Genomic DNA, 22,355 nt, shown 5'->3' with positions numbered 1-22,355 from the left:
TGGTGGTGGCCTTAGTCATGCGACGTCACCCGCTCGGGTACCGGCCTGGTCTTCTCGAAACCAAAGCGCGTGTAGACCCAAAGGAACACGAAGAAGCCGAAGTAGACGAACGTCCAGATGCGGCCGAACAGGTTCTCGATGAACGTCGCATCGGCGGCCTCGCCGAACCATTTCGGGATCAGCTCCGCGGTCACGCCCGCACCGACCGCGGCCAGCAGGACGAACGACAGGGCGAACAGGCCGAGCGCGATCTTGTAGCCGAGGCCGCGATAGCGGATCGACTTGACCCTGCCCTGGTCGATCCACGGCATCAGGAACAGCACCGCGATCGACCCGAACATCGCGATCACGCCCCACACCGCGGTGCCGAAGAACGACGGAACCATGCGCAGGATCGCGTAGAACGGCGTGAAGTACCACACCGGCTTGATGTGCGTCGGCGTGGCGAGGTTGTTCGCCGGGATGAAGTTGTCGTGCTCGAGGAACCAGCCGCCGAAGGTCGGCGCGTAGAAGATGATGAACGCGGCGATCAGCAGGAAGAAGCCGGTGCCGAACAGGTCCTTCACCGTGTAGTACGGATGGAACGCGATGCCGTCGAGCGGGGTACCGTCGGGCTTCTTCTTTTCCTTGATCTCCACGCCGTCCGGATTGTTCGAACCCACTTCGTGCAGCGCACCGAGGTGCAGCACGACCAGCAGCAGCAGCACCAGCGGCAGCGCGATCACGTGCAGCGCGAAAAACCGGTTCAGCGTTGCATCGGCGGGCAGGTAGTCGCCCATGATCCATTCGACCAGCGACGGCCCGATCCAGGGGATCGTGCCGAACAGCGAAATGATGACCTTGGCGCCCCAGAACGACATGTTGCCCCATGGCAGCACGTAGCCCATGAACGCCTCGGCCATCAGGACGAGGAAGATCAGCATGCCGAGGATCCACACCAGCTCGCGCGGCTTCTTGAACGAGCCGTACATCAGGCCGCGGAACATGTGCAGGTAGACGACCACGAAGAACAGCGAGGCGCCGGTCGAGTGCATGTAGCGGATCAGCCATCCCCAGCTGACGTCGCGCATGATGTACTCGACCGATGCGAACGCTTCGAGCGCGTTCGGCTTGTAGTTCATCGTCAGGAAGATGCCGGTCAGGATCTGGTTGACCAGCACGAGCAGGGCGAGCGAACCGAAGTAGTACCAGAGGTTGAAGTTCTTCGGCGCGTAGTAGCCGCTCGTGTGCGACGACAGGAACGAAAGGACCGGCAGGCGATCCTCCACCCACGCGAGCACGCGGTTCTTCGGCTGGAGCCGGGTCATGGTGGTACCCATCAGACCTTCTCCCCCGGATTGACGCCGATCAGGATGTGACTGTCGTCGACGAAGTGGTACGGCGGGACGGCGAGGTTCGCCGGGGCCGGCACGCCGGAGTACACGCGCCCGGACAGGTCGTAGCGCGACTTGTGGCAGGGGCAGTAGAAGCCACCCTTCCAGTGCGGGTCGAACGGCTCGGGCTTGAGCTCCGGGAAGAAGTCCGGCACGCAACCGAGGTGGGTGCAGATGCCGGTCACGACCAGCCACTCCGGCTTGATCGAGCGGTATTCGTTCTTCGCGTACTCCGGCTGCTGCGCGGTGTTCTCCGACTGCGGATCACGCAGCAGCGAATCGACCGAGGTCAGCGTATCGAGCTGGCCCTTGGTGCGGTTCACGATGAATACCGGAAGGCCGCGCCATTCGAAGGTGACCTTCTGGCCCGACTCGATCTTGCCGATGTCGGCGAGGACCGGCGCACCCGCCGATTTCGCCTTCTCGCTCGGCTCCCACGACTTGACGAAGGGAATCGCGGCCAACGCGACGCCCGCGCCACCGACGACCGAAGTCGTCGCGGTCAGGAATCGACGGCGCCCCTTGTCCACCACAGCATCGTTTGCCATCAGCACTCCGCTGCAAACTTGAAAAAACCGGTCGACGGAAGCCGGATCACTCCGAACGACCGCCATTGCGCGCCACGAGCAGTGCCGCCCTGCGCGTAGCGCGCAAAAACGGCATTGCACCCGCGTTCTCCGCGGGGGTGAGCCCCAAAATCGTGTTAGTTTAACGAACGCCTCCGCACCGCACAATCAAAGGCGATGCCCTGCCCGCCCTCGCCGCGGGTGTCGCGGCGCCAACGGAAGTCCATGCACAGCAGCAAACTGCACGCCATCGCCGTTTTCGTCGCCCGCAGCATCGTCGTCGGTCTTGCCGTCGCGTTCGTGTTGAGCGTGTTCGCACCCGGTCTCGTCGACCGCTTGCGCGGCACCGGCAGCGCGCCCGCAACGATGGCGGGGGCCCAGACCTCCTATGCACGCAGCGGCCCGGTTTCGTACGCCGATGCCGTCTCGCGCGCCTCGCCCGCGGTGGTGAACATCTACGCCAACCGCGTCACCATGACGCGTCCTGCCTATCCGGTTTCCGACCCGCTGAGCCGGCGACTGCTCGGCTATGCGCTGGGACCGATCCGCCAGCAGCGCGACCAGAGCCTCGGCTCAGGCGTCATCTTCAGCACCGACGGCTATGTCCTGACCAACAACCACGTCATCACCGGCGCCGACGACATCCAGGTGCTGCTCGATGACGGCCGCGTCGCGCAGGCACAGGTGACCGGCACCGATGCGGAGACCGATCTCGCAGTGCTGAAGATCGCCGAGCACAACCTGCCGGCGATCGAGGTCGCCGGGGATGCCAGCGCCGACGTCGGCGACGTGGTCCTCGCGATCGGCAATCCGGCCGGCGTCGGCAAGACGGTCACGATGGGCATCGTCAGCGCGACCGGCCGACAACTCAACATGTCCGCCTACGAGGACTTCATCCAGACCGATGCGGCGATCAATGCCGGCAATTCAGGCGGCGCGCTCGTCAACGCGCTTGGAGAACTGATCGGCATCAATACCGCGGTCTACAACAAGCCGATCTCGTCCGGGCTCGGGCGCGCGCCGGAGATGCCCGAAGGCATCGGCTTTGCGATCCCGGTGGCGACAGCCAAGGCGGTGCTGGACCAGATCGTCAAGCACGGACACGTCATCCGCGGCTGGATCGGCGCCGACTACGCAGACATTCCCCCGGCCAATGGTGCGACGGCTCGCCAGCAGGGCGTGGTGGTCGTGCGCGTGGTGCCGGAAAGCCCCGCAGCTCAGGTGGACCTGCAAGTGGGCGACCTGCTGCTCAAGCTCGATGGCGTAGCGATCGCCGACCAGGTGGACCTGCGCAATCGCGAAGCCGCTCTCGCGCCCGGCACCAAGGTGCGCCTGGAAGGCCTGCGCGGCAACGTGCCGTTCGCGCTCGACGTCGTGCTGGTGCAGCGACCGGCGCCGAGTACCACTGGAGCCTAGGGGCTAGGGGCTAGGGGCTAGAGGGGCTAGGGGCTTGGCCCCTGCTCACAACGCCTTCGCGTACCGGTCACGCAACTGGGACACGCGCTGCACGTACACTTGCGTCTCGTCATAGGGCGGAATGCCGCCGTACTTCTGCACCGCGCCAGGACCGGCGTTGTAGGCTGCGGTTGCGAGCTGCGCATTGCCGTTGAAATTCTTCAGCAGCATCGCGAGGTAGCGTGCACCGCCGCGGATGTTCTGAGAGGCGTCGAACGCATCGGCGACGCCCATGTCGTTGGCGGTGTCGGGCATCAGCTGCATCAGGCCCTGCGCGCCCTTGTTCGACATCGCCATCGGATTGAAGGCGGACTCGGCGTGGATCACGGCATGCAGCAACGCCGAATCGAGACCGAAGTCGGCGGCGGCTGCGGCGATCTCGTCCTTGTAGGCGTCCAGATGCAGGGTCGTGCGTGCGAAATCGATCTTCGAATGGATGTCGCAGGCAACGCAGGTCGCGATGTAGGTGAATAGCACCGCGAACGCGCCGCCGGAAGGTTTCACGTTCGTGTACTCGGTGATGCCGCCCTTGCGCTCCACCTTGTAGACCGCGCCGCGCAGGATGCGCGGCATCGCCGCCGCGGTCGAGGCAACCAGCGGTGCCGCGCGCGGCGGTTCCGCAACCGGCCGTGGAGTTGGTCGATACGGCGCGGCGATGAACAGTGGATTGCCGACGGTCGTCGCGCTGCTGGCGACATCGGCAAGCACGGTCGAGAAATCCTGCGGCACGAACACCGGCGCACTGCTGGCGACGCCGGCATAGGTCGCGCGGAAGTCCGCCCGCACGATCGACGCGGGGTCACTCGCGACCGCGGCGCTGATCCCGGAGAAGTCGGCTCTCGCCGTTTCCCTGGCGCCTTCCTCGTAGACCCAGCCGGACTTCGGCAGCGCGGGCTTGGGTGCGGCGGCGGCTTTGGGCTTGGGTGGATCGGCGAACACCGAAATCGCCTTGCAATTGGTGTAGCCCTTGCTCGTGCTGGTGTAGGCGATGCTGCCGTCGGTGGTATCGCACTTGTAGAGCACACTCGCCCGCGCACCACCCCCTGCACAGAGCAGGAGAGCGAGTCCGCTGAAGGCGAATCGTGTCAGTAACGTCATGGAAGCGATTTAACCCATCCCGCTCAAGAGTTTCCGCTGCATTGTTCACGTTGCCAAGCGGAAGTTGTGCCGCAATGCAACAAACGAAGGTCGCCGGCCTGTTTCTGGACCTCCCGGCCTGGCGCACCAGCCTGTGACCCTCGAAACCTCTGGCAGTTCCACATATCGCGCCATAAGCCCTTGCCGCACAATGCTAAACTGCGCAGTCTTCCCCCGCCCGCCAGCACCATGACCGGCAACGCTGCCCCCATGAAACTCTTCATCAAGACCCACGGTTGCCAGATGAACGAGTATGACTCGGCCAAGATGGCCGACGTACTGCGCGCTTCGCACGGCCTCGAACTGACCCAGGAAGAGGGCGAGGCCGGCGTGATCCTCGTCAACACCTGCTCGATCCGCGAAAAAGCGCAGGAGAAGGTGTTCAGCCAGCTCGGCCGCTGGAAGCAGTACAAGGCCGACGGCAAGCCGGTGTTGATCGGCGTTGGCGGCTGTGTCGCAAGCCAGGAAGGCGAGGCGATCATCCGGCGCGCGCCCTTCGTCGACCTCGTGTTCGGGCCGCAGACCCTGCATCGCCTGCCGCAACTCATCGACGCCCGGCGCAGCAGCGGCAAGCCGCAGGTCGACATTTCCTTCCCCGAGATCGAGAAGTTCGATCGCATGCCCGAGCCACGCGCCGAGGGCCCGAGTGCGTTCGTCTCGATCATGGAAGGCTGCTCGAAGTACTGTTCGTTCTGCGTCGTACCGTACACGCGCGGCGAGGAAATCAGCCGCCCGTTCGACGACGTGGTCGCCGAGATCGCCACGCTCGCCGAACAGGGCGTGCGTGAAGTCAACCTGCTCGGCCAGAACGTCAACGCCTATCGAGGCCCGATGCACGATGGCGCCGTCGCCGACCTCGGCCTGCTGATCCACGCAATCGCAGAGATCGACGGCATCGGTCGCATCCGCTTCACGACTTCGCACCCGCTCGAGTTCTCCGATTCGCTCATCGACGCCTACGCGAACGTGCCGCAGCTGGCGAACTTCCTCCATCTGCCGGTGCAGTCGGGTTCCGATCGCATCCTCGCCGCGATGAAGCGCGGCTACACCGCGCTCGAGTTCAAGCAGAAGATCCGCAAGCTGCGCGCGGTGCGCCCGGACATCTGCATCTCGTCGGACTTCATCGTCGGCTTCCCCGGCGAGACCGACGCCGATTTCGACAAGACGATGAAGCTCATCGACGACGTCGGCTTCGACCAGAGCTTCTCGTTCATCTACTCCAGGCGCCCCGGCACGCCCGCCGCGAACCTCGCCGACGATACGCCCGACGCAGTCAAGCACGCACGGCTCGAACGCCTGCAGGCCGCGCTCAACGCGAACGCGGCGAAGATCAACGCCGCGATGGTCGCAACGACCCAGCGCATCCTCGTTGAAGGCCCTTCGCGCAAGAACGCCAACGAACTCACCGGCAAGACCGAGAACATGCGCTCTGTGAACTTCCCGGCGCCGACGCGACTGGTCGGGCAATTCGTCGACGTCGTAATCACCGAAGCGCTGACCAATTCGCTTCGCGGCCGCGTCCACCTCGACGACGGGCTCGCCGCTTCCGCCGCGTGAGCTCGCCGCTCGCCATCCGCGAGATCCACGCGAGAGGCTTCGCGCGCGCGTGGCAGATCTTCCGTGCGGTGGTCGCCGCGGGAGACACCTACAGCTACCCGCCCGACATTGACGAATCGCAGGCGCGCGCAATGTGGACGACGCCGCCGAGCCGCTGCTTCGTCGCCGAACGCGACGGCGAGGCGCTCGGCATCTACATGCTGCGCCCGAACCAGCCCGGCCTCGGCGACCACGTCGCGAACTGCGGCTACATGGTGTCCCCGCACGCGCGTGGCCAGGGCATCGCCTCGGCCATGTGCGAGCACTCGCTCGCGTTGGCACGCCGGGCGGGCTTCACCGCGATGCAGTACAACTTCGTCGTCAGCAGCAACGAAGGCGCGGTACGGCTCTGGCAGAAGCACGGCTTCGCGATCGTCGGCCGCGTGCCCGGTGCGTTCCGCCACGCACGCCTCGGGCCGACCGACGTCTTCGTGATGCACCGCGCGCTCTAGCGACGCGCGCGCCGGTCGCCAGCGTCGCACGGCGCCGCCGCCTAGCCCCGCATCGTGGCGTCGAACGCGGCACAGGCCGGCACGTCTCTCAGCTGGACGCGCCACGCGGTCCCGTCCGGATCCACCTCGAGCCAGGCGTCGCGGGCGAGTGCGCAGCGGGCTGCGCGCTCGTTCCCGGCGCCGGCTTCGTAGACGAGCAGCGTCAGGAAGGTCGCGACGACGACCCGGTTGACGGCCTCACCGAGGTCGCGGCGGCCCGCGGCGATCGCGGCCGCCGCAGCCGCACGGTCGCCCTGCGATCGCGCCAGGCGAAACGCCCCGACCGCGGCCGCGACGCGATCCTCGGCCGCGGCCGGTCGCGCCGCCGCGGACGCCGCGAGCCGTCGCTGCGCGCCCGCCGTGTCGCCGATGTCGAGCGCGGCCTCGACGAGCATCTGCTCCACGGTGGCCCGGTAACGGTCATTGCCGGCATCCGCAAGGTAATCCTCGCCGATGCGCACGAGCGCGTCGTAGGCGCCGGTCGAACGCTTCGCCTCGAACGCGGTGAACGCGCGCTCGATCGCGCACCACGCTAGATCCTCCACGGCGTTGCCGCCGAGCCTGGCGTAGATCGCGGCCGCGCGGGCAAACCGCTCGTCGGCCGCCGCGTACTCGCCGACGACGCGGAGGTCATCGCCCTCGATGCGCAGTGCATACGCGTGGTAGACCGAGTCCGGAAGGTTAGTTGCGTAGATCGCGCCGGCACGCGCCGCGCTGCCTGCCGCGGACCGTGCGTGACCGCGCTTTCGCTGGGCGAGCTCGAGGCTCGAATGGAACGCCGCGAGGCGCGTGCTGCCCGCGCCGTACGATCGCTCCGCCGCGGGCGCGAGCGCGGCGAGCAGCCGTTCCGCGTCGTCGGCACGCCCGGCCATCGCGAGCGCACTTGCGCGCTGGCGGCCGACCCATACACGCATGCCGTCGAAGCCTTCCGGCAACGCCGACGCCTCGCTCCACAGCGCATCCGCCTCGGCGAGTGCCTCATCGTCGCGGTGCAGGGTCGACAACAGGTCCATGCGCTTGAGGCGCAGCGCGAGGCGCTCGTCGGCATTGCCGTCGCCGCGGGCGATCGCGCACAGCGCGAGCGCGGCCTCGACGTCCGCGAGCGCCGCCTCGGGTGCGCCGAGCGTGCGCTGCACGTGCGCACGAATCCCGAGCGCCTCGATGCGCAGTGACGCATCCTGACGCGCGATCGAAGGCCACAGGGCGGCCAGCGACGCGAGCGCAGGCGTGGTCGGATCGAGCTCGAAGCGGCTTGCGACGTCGCGCAGGGACAAGCGCACGCGCAGTGGGTCCGCTGGCGCCACCTCGGCCGGCAGCGCACGCAACGCCGCTGCGAAGGCGACGGCAGCGTCGCTGCTGCGTCCCAGCGCGAACAGGCCATGGCCGATCGCATCCAACAGCTGCGCGCGCAGGCGCGGATCGAGCCCCGCCTGGGCGCGTGTGCGCGCCGACGCCGCGTCGAGCATTTCCGCCACGGTCAGACTCGAACCACGCAGGTCGTAGGGATCAGCCGCGTCGACCAGCGAAACGAGCAAGGCGTTCTGCCGCTCGGCGCGATCGCGCTCCAGCAGCGCCTGGTCGCGCTGGTACACGGCGACCGCGAGCCCGGCGAGCAGGCCCGCAGCCGCCAACGCCGCACCGCCGACCGCGGCGCGGTGGCGACGCACGAACACGCGCGCCCGGTATCCGAGCGATCGCGGGAGCGCGTCGACCGGCTCGCCGGAGAGGTGGCGACGAACGTCCGCGGCGAACTCGCCGACCGAGCCGTAGCGCTCCGCGGCGTCGGTGCGCAACGCGCGCGCGACGATTGCCTCGAGCTCGCCGCGCAGGCGGCGGCGCAGCGCGTTCGGCGTGGTGCTCCGTGCAGCCGCGACATGGACCAGGTCGTCCGCCGATGCGCCCACGCGATCGCGCAGCAACGGCGTTTCGGCGCGCGGGCGGGCGGAGCCGTCCATGCGGCCAAACGGAAACGGGCCGACCAACAGTTCGTACAGCAGCAGGCCAAGCGCGTAGACGTCGGTCGCCGTCGTCGCGGATTCGCCGCGCAACTGCTCCGGCGACGCATAGCGCGCGGTGAATCCGACCGTCGCAGTCGCTCCATCGTCGGCCGAGAGCAGCTTGGCGATGCCGAAATCGAGCAGCTTCACGTCGCCGGCGGCATCGACGAGGACATTGCCGGGCTTGAGGTCGCGATGGACGATCGCGTGCCGGTGCACGTAGGCGACCGCATCGGCCAATTGCAGCCAGAGCCGCAGGCGCTCGTTCACGTCGAGGCGCGCCGTGTCCGCGTGCGTGGCGAGATCGGTGCCCTCGACGAGTTCCATCGCGAACCAGTGGCCGAGTTCCGGGCTCGTTCCCGCATCGAGGATGCGCGCGACGTGCGGGTGCGAAAGGCGCGCCAGGAACGCACGCTCTCGCTCGATGCGCTGCTGGACGGGCCCGGACAGGTGCAGGCGTCCGGTCAGTTTCAACGCGACGCGCTGCTCGATCGCGCCGTCGCGGCGCGAGGCGGCGTACACGACGCCCATCCCGCCGGCGCCGAGGCGCCGCTCAAGCACGTAGGCACCGACCGCACGACCGACCAGCGGATCGCCGGCGGGCGCGAGATCGGTTTCGTCGAGCGCGGCCATCCAGCGCGCGAGTTCGGCGGCGAACTCCGGGTCGACCGCGGCGAGTTGCGCGAGGCGCGCGGCGCGCGCGTCCGGAGGCTGCCCGATCAGATCGTTGAATTCCGCCTTGAGTCGTTGGAAGCGCGCGCCTTGCATGATCCACCTTCACCCGTGCGTCATGCAGTGCGTACGTCGTCGGCGCGCGTACCCGACACGTGCTGCGCGCTCAGGCGCCCAGATGCTGGCGCAACCATGCGCGAGCCATCGCCCAGTCGCGATACACGGTGCGTTCGTCGACGCCGAGCAGGTGGGCCACCTCGGTTACCTCGAGGCCCGCGAAACTGCGCAGCTCGACGACCTCGGCCATGCGCGGATCGAGTTGCGCGAGCGCATCCAGCGCTTGCGCCAGCGCGCTCACGTCGGTCCCGGGCTCGATCGGCAGCGCGATCGCCTCGACCAGGTCGACGCGCTGCCAATGGCCGCCGCCGCGCTTTTCGCGCTGCTGCGCGCGCGCGCGATCGACGAGGACCTGGCGCATGAGCCTCGCCGCCGTGGTGAACAGGTGACGGCGATCGGTGATGCGCACGTGGTCGGTGCCGAGCAGGCGCACGAACACGTCATTGATCAACGCGGTCGGCTGCAGCGTGCCGTGGCCGGCGTTCGAGCGCAGTTCGGATGCGGCGATCCGCCGCAGGTCGTCCCACACGTCCGGCAGAAGATCGTCGAGCGCCTGCATGTCGCCCTCGCCCCAACGCCGCAGCAGACCGGTGACGTCGGCACCGCCCTCCCCCATGTCCGTGCCTCCACGATACCTCCGCGGAAGTCTAGCCGACCCGCGCGTGTCAGGTTCGCCCGTCGGCAGCGTAAGTCGAAGCTGGAGGGCGCATCTCGCGCCGAGGAGTGGATCGATGCTCACGAAATCCGGGATGGGCTGGGCGTGCTGCCTGCTGGCAGCGACGGCGGCGCATGCAGGCGGGGAACTGGACGCAACCTTCGGCGATGGTGGGCGCATGCTGTACGCGATCGCTTCGCGCGATCCGGCGCAGACACCGGGCGCGCTCGCGTGGGCCCAGGTGAGCCCGTTAAAGGTGCTGCCGCTCGGCGACGGGCGGTCGATCGTGCTCGCCAATGCCGCGACGCCGTACGATGTGCCGATCAGTACGGAGTCCGTGCCGGTCGCGGTCCGGATCGGCGCGGACGGCAGCTGGGACACGAGCTACGGCATCGGAGGACGCGCGCTCGTCTACGTCGGCGAGGACTACGACTGGCGCGCGAGCGATGCAGTGCTGCTCCCCGACGGGCGCGTCGTCGTCGTCGGCACGATCGACAACCCGGACGGCAGCAGCGACATGGCGGTGTGGGCGCTCGCACCCGGCGGCGAACCCGATACGTCGTTCGGCGTCGGTGGCCTGACGCGCCTGCATCGCGGCGGCGTGCCTTCGGACGCCGGCAAGGCGATCGCGCTGCTGGACGTCGACCTCGCCGGCACGGGCAGCGCGAGCACGGTACTCGTCGTCGCCGGCAACATCCGCGACGGCCTCGCCGGACCGCATACGCTCGGCGCAGCGATCCTGGGCCTGGATGGATACCTGTGCCCTTCGGGCCTGGCCGGCTGCGGCAACGTCGTCGGCGGCGCGGGCGACGGCTACAGCGGCGAATGGCGGATGCTGCGCATCGACACCGACCTATGCCCGAACAATGCGGACATCGATGTCGCCGACCTGACCGGCTTCGCTGCGGGCGTGTCCACCGCGATCCCGATCGCGATCCGCGGCTGCGGCGATACCGGGGTGGTCAAGCACACCCGCGTCGGCAATTTCGGCGGCGCGTGGGCCTGGGGCGCGAGCGGCGCATATGGCAACCAGAGCCGCTCACTGATCGGCTTCGGGCCCGGGCTCGCGGTCGAGGTCAACGCGATCGCTTCCGCCCCGATTGCCGGCGATGCCGGCAATGAATCGATTGTCGTCGCCGGCTTCGTCGCCAATGCCGATCGCAGCTTCCCCGCGATCCTCGCCGCGCGAATCACGCGCGACACGATCACGACCGCGGCCTACGGGATGGAGATCCCCGGCGATCCGTGGCAGAGCCCGGGTGCTTACGCCGGTGCGATCGTGGTGCAGGCGGACGGCAAGGCGGTGCTCGGCGGCGGCTATGCGGCCAGCGACTGGACCTACGGCGACGCCATGCTCATGCGCCTGAACGCCGACCTTTCACCGGATGATTCGTTCGGCTACCTCGCCTCGAGCCTGCCGGGACGCATGGGTTACGGCTATACGATCGGCGGCAGCGATCGCGACAACCGCGTCGACACGCTCGCGCTCACGCCGGACGGCAAGCTGCTGTTCGCCGGCTACGCCTACGCGAGCGACGACGGCCAGTCCCGCTACGGCTCGGTCATGCGCGTCCTGCTGCAGGGCGACCGCATCTTCGCCAACGCCTTCGACAGCTCGCCGTGAGCGCGCCGTCCGGCTTCCGTGCGAACGGCACGACGCTCGCCGCTCGGGCGATGGTCATGGGGATCGTTTTCGCCCTCGCCGCGTGCGGGCGCGGCCCTGCACCCGTCGTCACCGGCAGTCCGCAGGATGCCGGCGCGACAGTCGCGACGAATACGTCGACGTGCACCCGCGCGAACGTACTCGCGCTCCGCATCGATGGACGCGCGTGGCACGCCGATCGCGCGATCACGGCCATCATGCATCCGATCGGATTCGACCGCATGCTCATGTTGTCGGGATCGTTCGGCGCGAAGGATCGCGACGAACAGACGTTCAACCTCAACCTCGCCGGCGTCGACCGCCCCGGGCGATACGTCATCAGGGGTGGAAACGTCGCCGCAGGCGCCATCCAGCTCGCCAACCTCGATGCGACCCGCTACCTCGCCGGCGGCGTGCTCGGTGCCGATGTCGTCGTCGACGTGCGCCTGTTCGAGCGCTCGCCCCTTGCCATCGAGGTCGCCTTCGAAGGCACGCTGGTCGCGAACGACGGCACGCTCCTGCGCGTCGAAGAGGGGCACTTCGCATATTGCGAGTGAGCGGGCCCGCGGTGTCAGGTCGCCACGTCGACGTCGTACGCCTGAGTGAGGGGCGACACCCGCCCTACCGGAGAACCGCCGTGAAAACCATCCTCCGCCTCGCCGGGCTGCTGGCCGCCGGGAACGCCATCGCGGCGACGTACGTCGTCGACACCGCCAGCGACGACGCACTCGACGCATGCACCGCGGCGGCCGCCGACTGCTCGTTGCGCGGCGCCATCGCGCGCGCCAACGCAGGGTCCGGCGGCGACCTCATCGCGTTCGACATGCCGGCCAGCGATGCCGGCTTCGTCGCCGCCACGCAACACTGGCGCATTGCGCCCGCGACCGACCTGCCCCTCATCACCGTGCCGCTCGACATCGATGCCTACACCCAGCCAGGCGCATCGCCGAACACGCTCGCGCCGACCGACGGCGGCAGCGATGCGGTGCTGCGGGTCGAGTTGCACGGCGACGGCGGCCCGAGCGGATCCGGCTTGTCGGCCAGTGCCGCGCTCCACGTACGCGGGCTGGCGATCAACGGGTTCCACGCGAACCTCGAACTGTATGCACCGGGCGGCCATCGCATCGAAGGCTGCTTCATCGGCACCGACATCACCGGCATGCAGGCGGCGTCGGCGCCGGGCGCGATCGGGATCCACCTGCGCGGCAGTGCGGCCGTCGGTGGCGTCCCGCCCGCCGCACGCAATGTGATCGCCGGTAATGCGTACATCGGCGTCTGGGACGAAACCGGGACGGCCTCGTCGCCGGGCACCTACGAAGGCAACCTGATCGGGCTCGCCGCCGACGGCGCATCGGTCATCGCGGGACAGGACTACGGCGTGTACATGAACGACCCGGCAGCCGGTACGCGCATCGGCGGCGCGCTGCCCGGGCAGCGCAACGTCTTCGGTGGCAATGAAATCAATGCCCTCTACGTCACCGGCGCTGCGCTCGCGGCGAGTGCCGCGCCCGTGCGTGTCGTCGGCAACGTCTTCGGCACGGACTGGAGCGGCACGCTCGCGCGGCCGAACGGCGCCTACCCAGGCTCGCCTTCCCAGCCGCAATCGACGATTTCGGTATTCCGTGGTGGACATTGTGGCGTCTCGATCGGCGGCGACGCCGCGGGCGAAGGCAATCTCGTCGCCTACGGCGCGGCGGCCGGCGTGCAGATCGCCACGTGCACGGGAGGATCGGTGCTCGGCAACGCGTTCATCGGCAATCGCATCGGCATCGACCTGTCGCCGACGAGCAATGCCGACGGAGCGACCGCGAACGATCCCGCGGACGCCGACGAAGGCGGCAACCGGCAACTCAACGCACCGGTGATCGAGAACGTCGCCTACCTCGACGCGGGCGCCACCATCCGCCTTCGGTATCGCGTCGACGCGGCGCCGGCGAATGCGAACTATCCGCTGCGCATCGACGTCGGCTGGGGGCGCCGCGGCCAGGCGGCGGGCATCGCCGTATCCGACGCGTATACCATGGCCGACGCGCAGGCGACGCGTAGCATCGAGTTCCCTGCGGCGGACCTGCACGGGCAGGCACTCGTGTTGTCGGCAACCGACGCCGACGGCGACACGAGCGAGTTCTTGGCCGAGGGCCTGTTCGACGACGGCTTCGAGCCGTGACGCGCCGCTTGCGGCGCGATCGGTTCAGTCCAGGCGCTTGTGGAATCGCAGGATCGCCGCGCTCATCATCACCGCGATGAATGCGACCAGTGCCAGCACGTCGATCCACATCTCGACGAGGCTCGCGCCACGCAGCATCACGCCGCGGATCAAGCGCAGGAAGTGCGTCAGAGGCAACACTTCGGCGAGCCACTGCACGAGCTTCGGCATGCCGGCGAACGGAAACATGAAGCCGGACAACAGGATAGACGGCAGGAACACGAAGAACGTCATCTGCATCGCCTGGAACTGCGATTGCGCCTTGGTCGATATGAGCAGGCCTAGCGTGAGGTTGGCGATGATCAGCAGGCCGGACGCAAGATAGACGTCGAGCACGCTGCCGCGCACCGGCACGTCGAACAGCCAGACGCCGAGTGCGAGTATCACGGTCGTCTGCACGAAACCGATGGCGACGAACGGCAACACCTTTCCGATCATCAGTTCCGAACGCGTCAGCGGCGTCGCGATCAACAGCTCCATGTTGCCGCGTTCGCGCTCGCGCACGATCGCCACTCCGGTGAACAGCACCATCGTCATGGTCAGGATCACGCCGATCAGTCCGGGCACGATGTTCACCGCGGAGCGACGCTCGGGGTTGTAGAAGGCGACCACGCCGATCGGGGTTTCCCGCGGCGTGCTGCTGTGCGGCGCGCGCATGTCGACGCTCCCCGGATCGAGCGGCGTCTGCGCGAGCTGCGCCGCCGCTCCCTGCACCGCGGTGTCGCTGCCGTCGACGAGCACCTGGATCGCCTCGCGCCCGTCGATGCGGCGACGCTCGAAGTCCGGCGGAACCGCGATGCCGATGCTGATACGCCCCGCGCGGATCATGGCCATCAATTCGTCGGGCGTGTTCGCCGTCGCGACCGGCGACACCACCCCGGTAGCCAGCATGTCCATCACCGCCGCGCGCGAGGCTGCGGTATTGGCCTGGTCGGCGATGCCCGCATCGAGGTCGCGCAAGGTGAAATTGATCGCGTACCCGAACAGCACGAGTTGCATCACCGGAACACCCACGATCATCGCGAGCGTGATGCGGTCGCGCCGCATCTGGCGCAACTCCTTCAACACGATCGCCCACAGTCGGCGCGCACTCACGCCGCACGCTCCGGGCGCTGCCTGTGGGTGCGAGTGACAGCGACGAACACGTCCTCCAGGTTCGGCGGTGCGGGCACGACATCGGCTCGCTGGCCTGCACCGGATAATGCGTCGCGCAGGCGATTTCCGATCGCGGCGGCGTTCTCGCCGGTCAGCACGCGCAGACTGTTGCCGACCTGCGCGACGCCGAGCACGCCGTCCAGCCCGGTCAGCACCCGTTGCGCACGGCGCGGATCGGGGGCCTCGACGACGAACGTGCGGCCGGTCAGCCCGCCGGTGAGTTCGGACGGCGTTCCGTCCGCGACCAGGGCGCCGCGATCGAGGATCGCAAGTCGATGACAACGCTCTGCTTCGTCCATGAGATGCGTGGAGACCAGCAGGGTGGTGCCGAGATCCGCGAGTTCGAACAGCTTCTCCCAGAAGTCCCGGCGGGATTCCGGGTCGACCGCACTGGTAGGCTCGTCGAGGAAAAGCAGTTCCGGCTCGTGGATCACTGCTCCGGCAAGTGCGAGGCGCTGCTTCTGGCCTCCGCTCATCGTGCCGGCCAGCTGCGACTGGCGATCCGAGAAGCGGTACTGTTCGATCAATTCGTCCACGCGCGCGCGCGTGCGCGGCCTCGGAACGCCCTGCACAGCAGCGAGGAACTCGAGGTTCTCGCGCACGGTGAGATCCTCGAACAGGGAGAACTTCTGCGTCATGTAACCGACCCGGCTGCGCAATGCGTCGGCCTGCTCGGGTATCGACAGCCCGAGAACGTCAATCTTGCCTTCGCTCGGCGTCAGCAATCCGCACAGCATGCGGATCGTGGTCGACTTGCCCGATCCGTTGGGACCGAGGAAGCCGTATACCCGCCGCGCCGGCACGTCGAGGTCGACATGATCGACCGCAACGAGGTTGCCGAAGCGCTTGGTCAATCCGCGTACGCGGATGGCGTTCGCGCCGTCGGCGTGTTCGCTCACTTGCCGGCGCCCGCGAGCACGACGCGAACCGGCAGACCGACGGGCAACGCGGCCGCCTCGGCGCCGAGCGCGACTTCGGCAAGATAGCTGAGCCTTGCCGCGTCGTCGCCGATGAGCGCGTAGTACGGCGTGAACGTCGGCTCGCTGCGGATCATGCGCACCTTGCCCGCATATGGCTGGTCGCGCCCGGCCACGTGCACTTCAATCGCGTCGCCGACCCGCACGTTCACGCGCTGCTGCATCGGGACGTAGATGCGTGCATACGGCGCGTCGCCGGCGAGCAGGATCGCCAGCGGCGCGCCGACCGGCGCCTGGTCGCCCAGGCGATACGGCAGGCTGTCCACCCGCGCGGCGCGTGGTGCGACGACGGCAAGCTTGTCGAGCAGCACGCGCTGCGCATCCGCCTGTGCTACCGCGCTGGCGAGCGCAGCCTCGGCCTGCGCGACCTGTTCGACGCGCGTGCCGTGCAGCAGTTCATCGAGCGTGGCGTTCGCCGCGCCGACCCGGCCGTCGGCACTGCCGGCGGCCGCCCGCGCGCGATCGAGATCGGCGGCGGCGATGTAGTTCTTGCCCTTCAGCGGCAGCAAGCGCGCGTAATAGGCGTGCGCTTCGCGCGCATCCGCTTGCGCGCCGGCGAGATTCGCGCGCGCCTGCGAGATGTCCTCGCTGCGAGGTCCTGCTTTCAGCTCCGCCAGCACGTCGCGCGCGCGCTGCGCCAGCGCCTCGGCGGCGGCGAGATCGGCCTTCGTGTGCGCGGGATCGAGCTTGAGCAGCGACTGCCCTTGAGCAACCGTTTCACCTTCGTGCACATCGATTGCGATGATGCGCTCGGCCGCCGGTGCCGGCAGCACGATGCGGTCGAACTCGAGCGTGCCAAGCGCCTGTGGCGGGGTCTTGGCACAGGCACCGAGCACAAGCACGCCGAGCAACATGGCGAGGAAATGCAACGGCGCGCGGAATCTGCGTTCTGGGAATGTCATGGCTTGATCCTGCTCGCCGCGGGCGCTTCATCGAGTGGCCGGCCTTTTGTTGCATTCAATCATGGGGGCTCCGGCGAAGCGATACACCTTCGGACCCACTGCTCTCCGAACGGGGGATGGATCCGGCGGACGAGCTCGCGACACCCATACCCGGCGCACTTGACGGCAGGATACCCACCTTGTCGATTGCTACCAGCCTCGACCTCGATTGAACGGGCTTCCGCCGTCGAACCACTCGCGTTGCAAGGCGCGACGCCGCACTGGCGAGCGTCGCCACGCAGGCGACTCGAAACTGCCCGTGCCTGCGAAGGCGATCCGCAGCGCTGGCAGGACGAGGCTCCACGCGTTAGGCTCGCCGCCCCATGACCGATCTCACCCACCACGACTTCGCGCTCGAACCCGCCGATGGCGCGCGCCTCGCCAATCTCGCCGGGCCGTTCGACGAATACCTGCGGCAGATCGAACTGCGCCTCGGCGTCGAGATCGCGAACCGCGGCAACGTGTTCCGCGTGACCGGCGCCGAGCACGCCGTCAAGATCGGCGAGCGGGTGCTGCGTGATCTCTACGACGCCACCGAAAACGAGACGCTCAGCGGCGCGCAGGTCAACCTGCGCCTGTCCGAATCGGGCATCGACGCACTCGATGCACGCGCCGCCGACGGTGCGCAGTCGGTCGCCGTCAAGACCAAGCGCGGGACGATCCGCGGCCGCGGCGCGAACCAGACGCGCTACCTGCATGCAATCGCCACGCACGACATCAATTTCGGGGTCGGCCCGGCCGGCACCGGCAAGACCTACCTCGCCGTCGCGATGGCGGTCGACGCGCTCAACGACAGCCGCGTGCAGCGCCTGATCCTGGTGCGCCCTGCGGTCGAGGCCGGCGAGAAGCTCGGCTTCCTGCCCGGCGATCTCACGCAGAAGGTCGATCCGTACCTGCGCCCGCTGTACGACGCGCTGTACGAGATGCTCGGCATCGAGAAGGTCATGAAGCTGATCGAGCGCAACGTGATCGAGATCGCACCGCTCGCCTACATGCGCGGGCGTACGCTCAACGATGCGTTCGTTATTCTCGACGAGGCGCAGAACACCACGGTCGAACAGATGAAGATGTTCCTGACCCGCATCGGCTTCGGTTCGGTCGCTGTCGTCACCGGCGACATGACCCAGACCGACCTTCCGCGCCATGTGAAATCGGGATTGCGCGACGCGATCGAGGTGCTGCGCGACGTTGACGGCGTCAGCTTCACGTTCTTCACCGCCAAGGACGTCGTGCGCCACCCGCTGGTGCAACGCATCGTGCGCGCCTACGAACAGCGCGAGGCGACCGCCGAATCGGTGGCGTCACGCTCGAGCACGACCGATGAAGGATGAACCGCGCGCGCGCGCGAAGACCTCGACCGCGCGCGCCGGCGAGCCTCCGCGCATCTGCCTGTGGCTCAAGAACGAGGCCGGCCGCAAGGGCGTGCCGTTGTTGCGCTCGTTCGAGCGCTGGCTCGCCGCGATTCCGGACCTGCGCGAGCGCCGAGGCTGGAGCGAGGTGAACGTATTGATCGTCGGCAGCACGGCCGGCCGTCGCTACAACCGGCAATTCCGCGGGCGCGACTACGCCACCAATGTGCTGAGCTTCCCGTACGAGCCGATGCCGGGCGAACACAGTGGCCTGCTCGGCGACCTGGTGATCTGCGCCCCGGTGGTCGCGCGCGAGGCACGCGAGCAGCACAAGCTGGTGCGCGATCATTTCGCGCACATGACGATCCACGGCGTGCTGCACCTGCTCGGCTACGACCACGAAGCGGGCGTCGACGCAGAGCGCATGGAAGCGCTGGAAACGCGCATCCTCGCCTCGCTCGGCATCGGCGATCCGTACAGCTAGGGGCCACAGGCGAGGAGCGGTGGTCGACGACCACGGCAAGTTCGCGGTGCCGCGACAAGAGCAAGCTGTTCACCTTTTCGATCCGTGACGACCTGATGGCGTGCCCTGGCCCCGGCGCCCAGCCCCTGGCCCCTAGCCCCTCCCCCCTGCTTTGCTACACTGCGCCCCCGCCCGCAAGGGCCCGCAGCGGTTGCCAATGAGCGAGGACCCTCCCAGTACGCCCGCGCCACGATCGTGGTTCGAGCGCATCACCCAGGCACTTTCCGGCGAACCGCAGAGTCGCGAGGAGCTGATCGAGGAATTGCGCCACGCCCAGGCCAACGGCCTGATGTCGAACGACACCCTGTCGATGGTCGAAGGCGCGATCGAGGTCGCCGACCTGACCGTCGCCGACGTGATGATCCCGCGCGCGCAGGTCGTGTCGCTGCCGGTCGATGCGAGCCTGCCGCAAATCCTCAAGGACGTTCTCGAGTCGGGACATTCGCGTTTCCCGGTGCATGCCGGCGACAAGGACGAGATCCTCGGCATCCTGCTGGCGAAGGACCTGCTGCGCTGTTTCGCGGAAGGCCCGACCGGTGACATCCGGGCGCTGCTGCGGCCGGTCACGATGATTCCGGAATCCAAGCGGCTCAACATCCTGCTGAAGGAGTTCCGCCTCTCGCGCAACCACATGGCGATCGTCGTCGACGAATACGGCGGCGTCGCCGGCATCGTCACGATCGAGGACGTGCTCGAACAGATCGTCGGCGACATCGACGATGAACACGACGACGACGACGACGAGCACACCATGATCCAGCCGGCCCCCAATGGCGACTTCCTCGTCAACGCGCTGACCCCGATCGCCGAGTTCAACGAGCGCTTCGGCTGCGATCTCAGCGACGAGGAGTTCGACACGATCGGCGGCATGATCACCTCGGAAATCGGCCACCTGCCCGAAGTCGGCGAGGAAACCACGCTCAGCGGCTTCCACTTCCACGTGACCAAGGCCGACGCACGCCGCGTGCAACAGTTCGCGGTGCGGGTGCATGAGGCCTAGAAGCGGCGACTCGGGATGGGTGATTCGTGATTCGGGAAAGCCGGGCTTTCGCGATCTGGTTGCCCGCGCTTGCCTGATGATGCTGTTCGCCTTCGCAGCCGCGGACGGAGCAGGCGCACAACCTGCGGCCGAACCGGCTTTTTCCGAATCACCGATCGCCGATAGCCAGTCACCACCGGCGATCAGCCTGCTGACGATCGGCCCCGGCGAGATCTTTTTCGAGCGCTTCGGCCACAACGCGATCGTGGTGCGCGATCCGGCGTCGGGTGAAGCGCTCGCGTACAACTACGGCATCTTCGATTTCGACCAGCAGGACTTCCTGCTCAACTTCGCGCGTGGGCGCATGCGCTACCGCATGGCGGTCGACGAACTCGCCGACGATCTCGCGATGTATCGCGACGAGGGCCGCGAAATCACCGAGCAACGCCTCGCGCTGACCCCGCAACAGACGCAACGCCTGCTCGCGTTCCTCGAATGGAATGCGCGCCCCGAGAACGCGCAGTACCGCTACGACTACTTCGAGGCGAATTGCTCGACGCGCGTGCGCGACGCGCTCGACCGCGCGCTCGGCGGCGCGTTGCACGCGCAGGCCGAGGGGCGCTCGCGCGGCTTCACCTGGCGCCTCGACGCGCTGCGCCTGATGGCACCCGAACCCGCACTGATGCTGCTCATCGACCTGGGGCTGGGCCCGTACGCCGACGAGCGCATCGACTACTGGCAGGAAAGCTTCGTGCCGGCGACCTTGCGCGATGTCGTCGCGGACGCGCAAGTTGCGGATTCGGCGGCCAAACCTGTGCCGCTCGCCGTCGCGACGCAGGAACTCGCGCACGGAGTGGTCGAAGAACCGCCCGTGCTGCCGCCGGACCTGCGTTGGCCATTCCTGCTGCTCGGCCTCGCGCTCGGCGGCGCGCTGGCCTGGCTGGGCGCATCGGCGCGCTCGCCGCGTCGGGTTCCGCTGGCCCTGTTCGCGCTCGCGTTCGAACTGTTCTGCGGCCTGGGCGGCCTCGCGCTGCTGTTCCTCTGGTTCGGCACCGAGCATCGTGCGGCCTGGCGCAACGAGAACCTGCTGCTGCTCAGTCCGCTCTGCCTTGCGCTGCTGCCCGCCTGGTTCGGCCTTCTGCGTGGTCGCCTGCGCGATCGGCGATTCGCTCGCGGCTGCGCATGGCTCGTGGTGCTCGGCGCCGGGTTCGCATTGTTCTCGAAGATCCTGCCCGCGTTCGCGCAGGCGAACCTGCACTGGATCGTGCTGTTCCTGCCGATCCACCTCGCGCTGGCGCTCGCGTTGCGACCCCCGGTCGTCAATCTGCATCGGGGCTGAAGCCCGTTCGCGAGCGATCGCGCACAGGATTGCCGCGGTCCCGACCGGCACGGCATCATGCGCGCATGGAACTCGCCGCAAATCTGCTTCCGACCGATCCGACCTGCACCGACCCGATGGTGGTGAACTGCGTCGCCTATTCGGCCGATGGCCGCCGCCTGCGCGACATCACGGTCGAAGAGATCAGCGACGTGCTGGAGACGCCGGACGAGTGGGTCTGGGTCGGCGTGCGCGAGCCGAGCGAGGACCTGCTGGATAAACTGCGTGAGGAATTCGGCCTGCACGAACTCGCGGTCGAGGACGCGCACAATGCGCACCAGCGACCGAAGATCGAGGTCTATGGCGATTCCTTGTTCATCGTCGCGCATACCGCGCAGGTCGTCGCCGGCAAGATCGCATTCGGCGAAACGCACGTCTTCATGGGCAAGCGGTACATCGTGACCGTGCGCCACGGCGCTTCCCTGAGCTACGCGACCGCCCGGCGCGGCTGCGAGCAGTCGCAGGAGATGCTCGCGCTCGGGCCGAGCTACTCGCTCTATGCGGTGCTCGACTTCATCGTCGACAACGTATTCCCGATCGTGCGCGAGTTCCGCGAGGAGTTGCAGGAACTCGAGGACGAGGTGTTCGAGGAGACGTTCAAGCGCGAGACGATCCGCCGCCTGTATGTGCTGAAGAAGGAACTGGTCACCCTGCGGCTGGCGATCGCGCCGCTGCAGGACATCCTGAACCAGCTGATCCGGCAGTACCCTGGCCTGATCCGTGACGAAGTGCGGCCCTACTTCCGCGACGTCTACGACCACGCCGCGCGCATCAACGAATCGACCGACACCATGCGCGAGATGCTCACCGCCGCGCTCAGCGTGAACCTCGCCCTCGTCACCGTCGCGCAGGGCGAGGTGGTCAAGCGCCTTGCCGGCTGGGCCGCCTTGCTGGCCGCGCCCACGCTGCTCGCGAGCTGGTACGGCATGAACTTCCACCACATGCCCGAGCTCGACCAGCCGTGGGCGTATCCGGCGATGATCAGCGTGACCGCCGGCATTTGCGGCGTGCTGTACTGGCTGCTGCGTCGCGCCGGCTGGCTGTAGCCGGCGGCCGGCAATGCCCGACTGCCAGCCGGGCGGTCGGTCCGACCCGCCGAACGGTGCTGGAACTCGCCCGATTTTCGGTTCAGGATCACACTTGTTC

At 68.0% G+C, this 22,355-nt stretch carries 19 protein-coding genes; 11 read left to right on the top strand and 8 right to left on the bottom strand.

Annotated elements, in window-relative coordinates:
• Positions 1 to 11 precede the first annotated feature (11 nt).
• Entirely contained in the window at positions 12 to 1,319 is a 1,308-nt protein-coding gene (locus tag ACILRJ_RS13870; RefSeq protein WP_395683789.1) for a cytochrome bc complex cytochrome b subunit, read from the bottom strand.
• Complete coding sequence (gene petA, locus ACILRJ_RS13865) at positions 1,319 to 1,921, bottom strand: ubiquinol-cytochrome c reductase iron-sulfur subunit (RefSeq protein ID WP_395683788.1); 603 nt, start codon at positions 1,919 to 1,921, stop codon at positions 1,319 to 1,321. Before petA ends, ACILRJ_RS13870 begins: the two co-directional genes overlap by 1 nt.
• 243 nt (positions 1,922 to 2,164) lie before the next feature.
• Here petA and ACILRJ_RS13860 point away from each other — a divergent pair, with 243 nt between their 5' ends.
• Entirely contained in the window at positions 2,165 to 3,355 is a 1,191-nt protein-coding gene (locus ACILRJ_RS13860; RefSeq protein WP_395683787.1) for a S1C family serine protease, read from the top strand.
• Between the two features lie 45 nt (positions 3,356 to 3,400).
• Here the strand turns inward: ACILRJ_RS13860 and ACILRJ_RS13855 are convergent, their stop codons facing one another.
• Positions 3,401 to 4,492: a lytic transglycosylase domain-containing protein gene (locus ACILRJ_RS13855; protein WP_395683786.1), complete on the bottom strand. Its 1,092-nt coding sequence runs from the start codon at positions 4,490 to 4,492 to the stop codon at positions 3,401 to 3,403.
• 228 nt (positions 4,493 to 4,720) lie between these two features.
• Between ACILRJ_RS13855 and miaB the strand changes: the two genes are divergently transcribed.
• Entirely contained in the window at positions 4,721 to 6,088 is a 1,368-nt protein-coding gene (miaB, locus tag ACILRJ_RS13850) for a tRNA (N6-isopentenyl adenosine(37)-C2)-methylthiotransferase MiaB (protein ID WP_395683785.1), read from the top strand.
• Positions 6,085 to 6,579, top strand: coding sequence for a GNAT family N-acetyltransferase (locus tag ACILRJ_RS13845; RefSeq protein ID WP_395683784.1), 495 nt, complete (start codon positions 6,085 to 6,087; stop codon positions 6,577 to 6,579). Before miaB ends, ACILRJ_RS13845 begins: the two co-directional genes overlap by 4 nt.
• Before the next feature lie 41 nt (positions 6,580 to 6,620).
• Here ACILRJ_RS13845 and ACILRJ_RS13840 read toward each other — a convergent pair whose 3' ends face one another.
• Complete coding sequence (locus tag ACILRJ_RS13840) at positions 6,621 to 9,383, bottom strand: protein kinase domain-containing protein (RefSeq protein WP_395683783.1); 2,763 nt, start codon at positions 9,381 to 9,383, stop codon at positions 6,621 to 6,623.
• Positions 9,384 to 9,453: 70 nt separating this feature from the next.
• Positions 9,454 to 10,020: an ECF-type sigma factor gene (locus tag ACILRJ_RS13835; protein ID WP_395683782.1), complete on the bottom strand. Its 567-nt coding sequence runs from the start codon at positions 10,018 to 10,020 to the stop codon at positions 9,454 to 9,456.
• 115 nt (positions 10,021 to 10,135) lie between these two features.
• Here ACILRJ_RS13835 and ACILRJ_RS13830 point away from each other — a divergent pair, with 115 nt between their 5' ends.
• The 3 genes from ACILRJ_RS13830 (at position 10,136) to ACILRJ_RS13820 (ending at position 13,868) form a co-directional block, all read left to right on the top strand.
• Positions 10,136 to 11,683: a hypothetical protein gene (locus ACILRJ_RS13830; RefSeq protein ID WP_395683781.1), complete on the top strand. Its 1,548-nt coding sequence runs from the start codon at positions 10,136 to 10,138 to the stop codon at positions 11,681 to 11,683.
• Entirely contained in the window at positions 11,680 to 12,258 is a 579-nt protein-coding gene (locus ACILRJ_RS13825) for a hypothetical protein (protein WP_395683780.1), read from the top strand. Before ACILRJ_RS13830 ends, ACILRJ_RS13825 begins: the two co-directional genes overlap by 4 nt.
• An 80-nt stretch (positions 12,259 to 12,338) precedes the next feature.
• A complete protein-coding gene (locus ACILRJ_RS13820; RefSeq protein WP_395683779.1) occupies positions 12,339 to 13,868 on the top strand; it encodes a hypothetical protein in 1,530 nt (509 codons plus the stop codon).
• A gap of 24 nt (positions 13,869 to 13,892) precedes the next feature.
• Here the strand turns inward: ACILRJ_RS13820 and ACILRJ_RS13815 are convergent, their stop codons facing one another.
• The 3 genes from ACILRJ_RS13815 to ACILRJ_RS13805 are packed head-to-tail and all read right to left on the bottom strand — an operon-like array spanning position 13,893 to position 16,941.
• Positions 13,893 to 15,002, bottom strand: coding sequence for an ABC transporter permease (locus ACILRJ_RS13815; RefSeq protein ID WP_395683778.1), 1,110 nt, complete (start codon positions 15,000 to 15,002; stop codon positions 13,893 to 13,895).
• Positions 14,999 to 15,931 (bottom strand): ABC transporter ATP-binding protein, encoded by a 933-nt coding sequence (locus ACILRJ_RS13810; RefSeq protein ID WP_395683863.1) that lies wholly within the window; start codon positions 15,929 to 15,931, stop codon positions 14,999 to 15,001. The genes ACILRJ_RS13815 and ACILRJ_RS13810 overlap by 4 nt, the downstream gene beginning before the upstream one ends.
• A 26-nt stretch (positions 15,932 to 15,957) precedes the next feature.
• Positions 15,958 to 16,941: an HlyD family secretion protein gene (locus ACILRJ_RS13805; RefSeq protein ID WP_395683777.1), complete on the bottom strand. Its 984-nt coding sequence runs from the start codon at positions 16,939 to 16,941 to the stop codon at positions 15,958 to 15,960.
• A 362-nt stretch (positions 16,942 to 17,303) separates the two neighbouring features.
• Here ACILRJ_RS13805 and ACILRJ_RS13800 point away from each other — a divergent pair, with 362 nt between their 5' ends.
• From ACILRJ_RS13800 to corA, 5 genes are all read left to right on the top strand, one after another.
• Positions 17,304 to 18,311, top strand: coding sequence for a PhoH family protein (locus tag ACILRJ_RS13800; RefSeq protein WP_395683776.1), 1,008 nt, complete (start codon positions 17,304 to 17,306; stop codon positions 18,309 to 18,311).
• Positions 18,301 to 18,813: an rRNA maturation RNase YbeY gene (gene ybeY / locus ACILRJ_RS13795; RefSeq protein ID WP_395683775.1), complete on the top strand. Its 513-nt coding sequence runs from the start codon at positions 18,301 to 18,303 to the stop codon at positions 18,811 to 18,813. Before ACILRJ_RS13800 ends, ybeY begins: the two co-directional genes overlap by 11 nt.
• Positions 18,814 to 19,009: 196 nt before the next feature.
• On the top strand, positions 19,010 to 19,852 hold the full coding sequence (locus tag ACILRJ_RS13790) for an HlyC/CorC family transporter (protein WP_395683774.1): 843 nt from the start codon (positions 19,010 to 19,012) through the stop codon (positions 19,850 to 19,852).
• A 76-nt stretch (positions 19,853 to 19,928) separates the two neighbouring features.
• Positions 19,929 to 21,170, top strand: coding sequence for a DUF4105 domain-containing protein (locus ACILRJ_RS13785; RefSeq protein WP_395683773.1), 1,242 nt, complete (start codon positions 19,929 to 19,931; stop codon positions 21,168 to 21,170).
• 65 nt (positions 21,171 to 21,235) lie between these two features.
• Positions 21,236 to 22,255, top strand: coding sequence for a magnesium/cobalt transporter CorA (gene corA / locus ACILRJ_RS13780; RefSeq protein WP_395683772.1), 1,020 nt, complete (start codon positions 21,236 to 21,238; stop codon positions 22,253 to 22,255).
• Positions 22,256 to 22,355: the final 100 nt, after the last annotated feature.

The sequence above is a fragment of the Dokdonella sp. genome (assembly GCF_044227025.1).
In the GTDB taxonomy this organism is placed as follows: domain Bacteria; phylum Pseudomonadota; class Gammaproteobacteria; order Xanthomonadales; family Rhodanobacteraceae; genus Dokdonella_A.
Note: the sequence above shows the minus strand (reverse complement) of the source record. Positions and strands in the feature narration are given on the sequence as shown.

What these genes read in the sequence shown, in the direction of transcription:
- ACILRJ_RS13855 (WP_395683786.1), bottom strand. Translation starts at nt 4,492, where the DNA reads ATGACGTTACTGACACGATTCGCCTTCAGCGGACTCGCTCTCCTGCTC.
- ACILRJ_RS13835 (WP_395683782.1), bottom strand. Translation starts at nt 10,020, where the DNA reads ATGGGGGAGGGCGGTGCCGACGTCACCGGTCTGCTGCGGCGTTGGGGC.
- ACILRJ_RS13840 (WP_395683783.1), bottom strand. Translation starts at nt 9,383, where the DNA reads ATGCAAGGCGCGCGCTTCCAACGACTCAAGGCGGAATTCAACGATCTG.
- miaB (WP_395683785.1), top strand. Translation starts at nt 4,721, where the DNA reads ATGACCGGCAACGCTGCCCCCATGAAACTCTTCATCAAGACCCACGGT.
- ACILRJ_RS13785 (WP_395683773.1), top strand. Translation starts at nt 19,929, where the DNA reads ATGATGCTGTTCGCCTTCGCAGCCGCGGACGGAGCAGGCGCACAACCT.
- ACILRJ_RS13800 (WP_395683776.1), top strand. Translation starts at nt 17,304, where the DNA reads ATGACCGATCTCACCCACCACGACTTCGCGCTCGAACCCGCCGATGGC.
- ACILRJ_RS13860 (WP_395683787.1), top strand. Translation starts at nt 2,165, where the DNA reads ATGCACAGCAGCAAACTGCACGCCATCGCCGTTTTCGTCGCCCGCAGC.
- ACILRJ_RS13830 (WP_395683781.1), top strand. Translation starts at nt 10,136, where the DNA reads ATGCTCACGAAATCCGGGATGGGCTGGGCGTGCTGCCTGCTGGCAGCG.
- petA (WP_395683788.1), bottom strand. Translation starts at nt 1,921, where the DNA reads ATGGCAAACGATGCTGTGGTGGACAAGGGGCGCCGTCGATTCCTGACC.
- ACILRJ_RS13870 (WP_395683789.1), bottom strand. Translation starts at nt 1,319, where the DNA reads ATGGGTACCACCATGACCCGGCTCCAGCCGAAGAACCGCGTGCTCGCG.
- ybeY (WP_395683775.1), top strand. Translation starts at nt 18,301, where the DNA reads ATGAAGGATGAACCGCGCGCGCGCGCGAAGACCTCGACCGCGCGCGCC.
- ACILRJ_RS13805 (WP_395683777.1), bottom strand. Translation starts at nt 16,941, where the DNA reads ATGACATTCCCAGAACGCAGATTCCGCGCGCCGTTGCATTTCCTCGCC.
- corA (WP_395683772.1), top strand. Translation starts at nt 21,236, where the DNA reads ATGGAACTCGCCGCAAATCTGCTTCCGACCGATCCGACCTGCACCGAC.
- ACILRJ_RS13790 (WP_395683774.1), top strand. Translation starts at nt 19,010, where the DNA reads ATGAGCGAGGACCCTCCCAGTACGCCCGCGCCACGATCGTGGTTCGAG.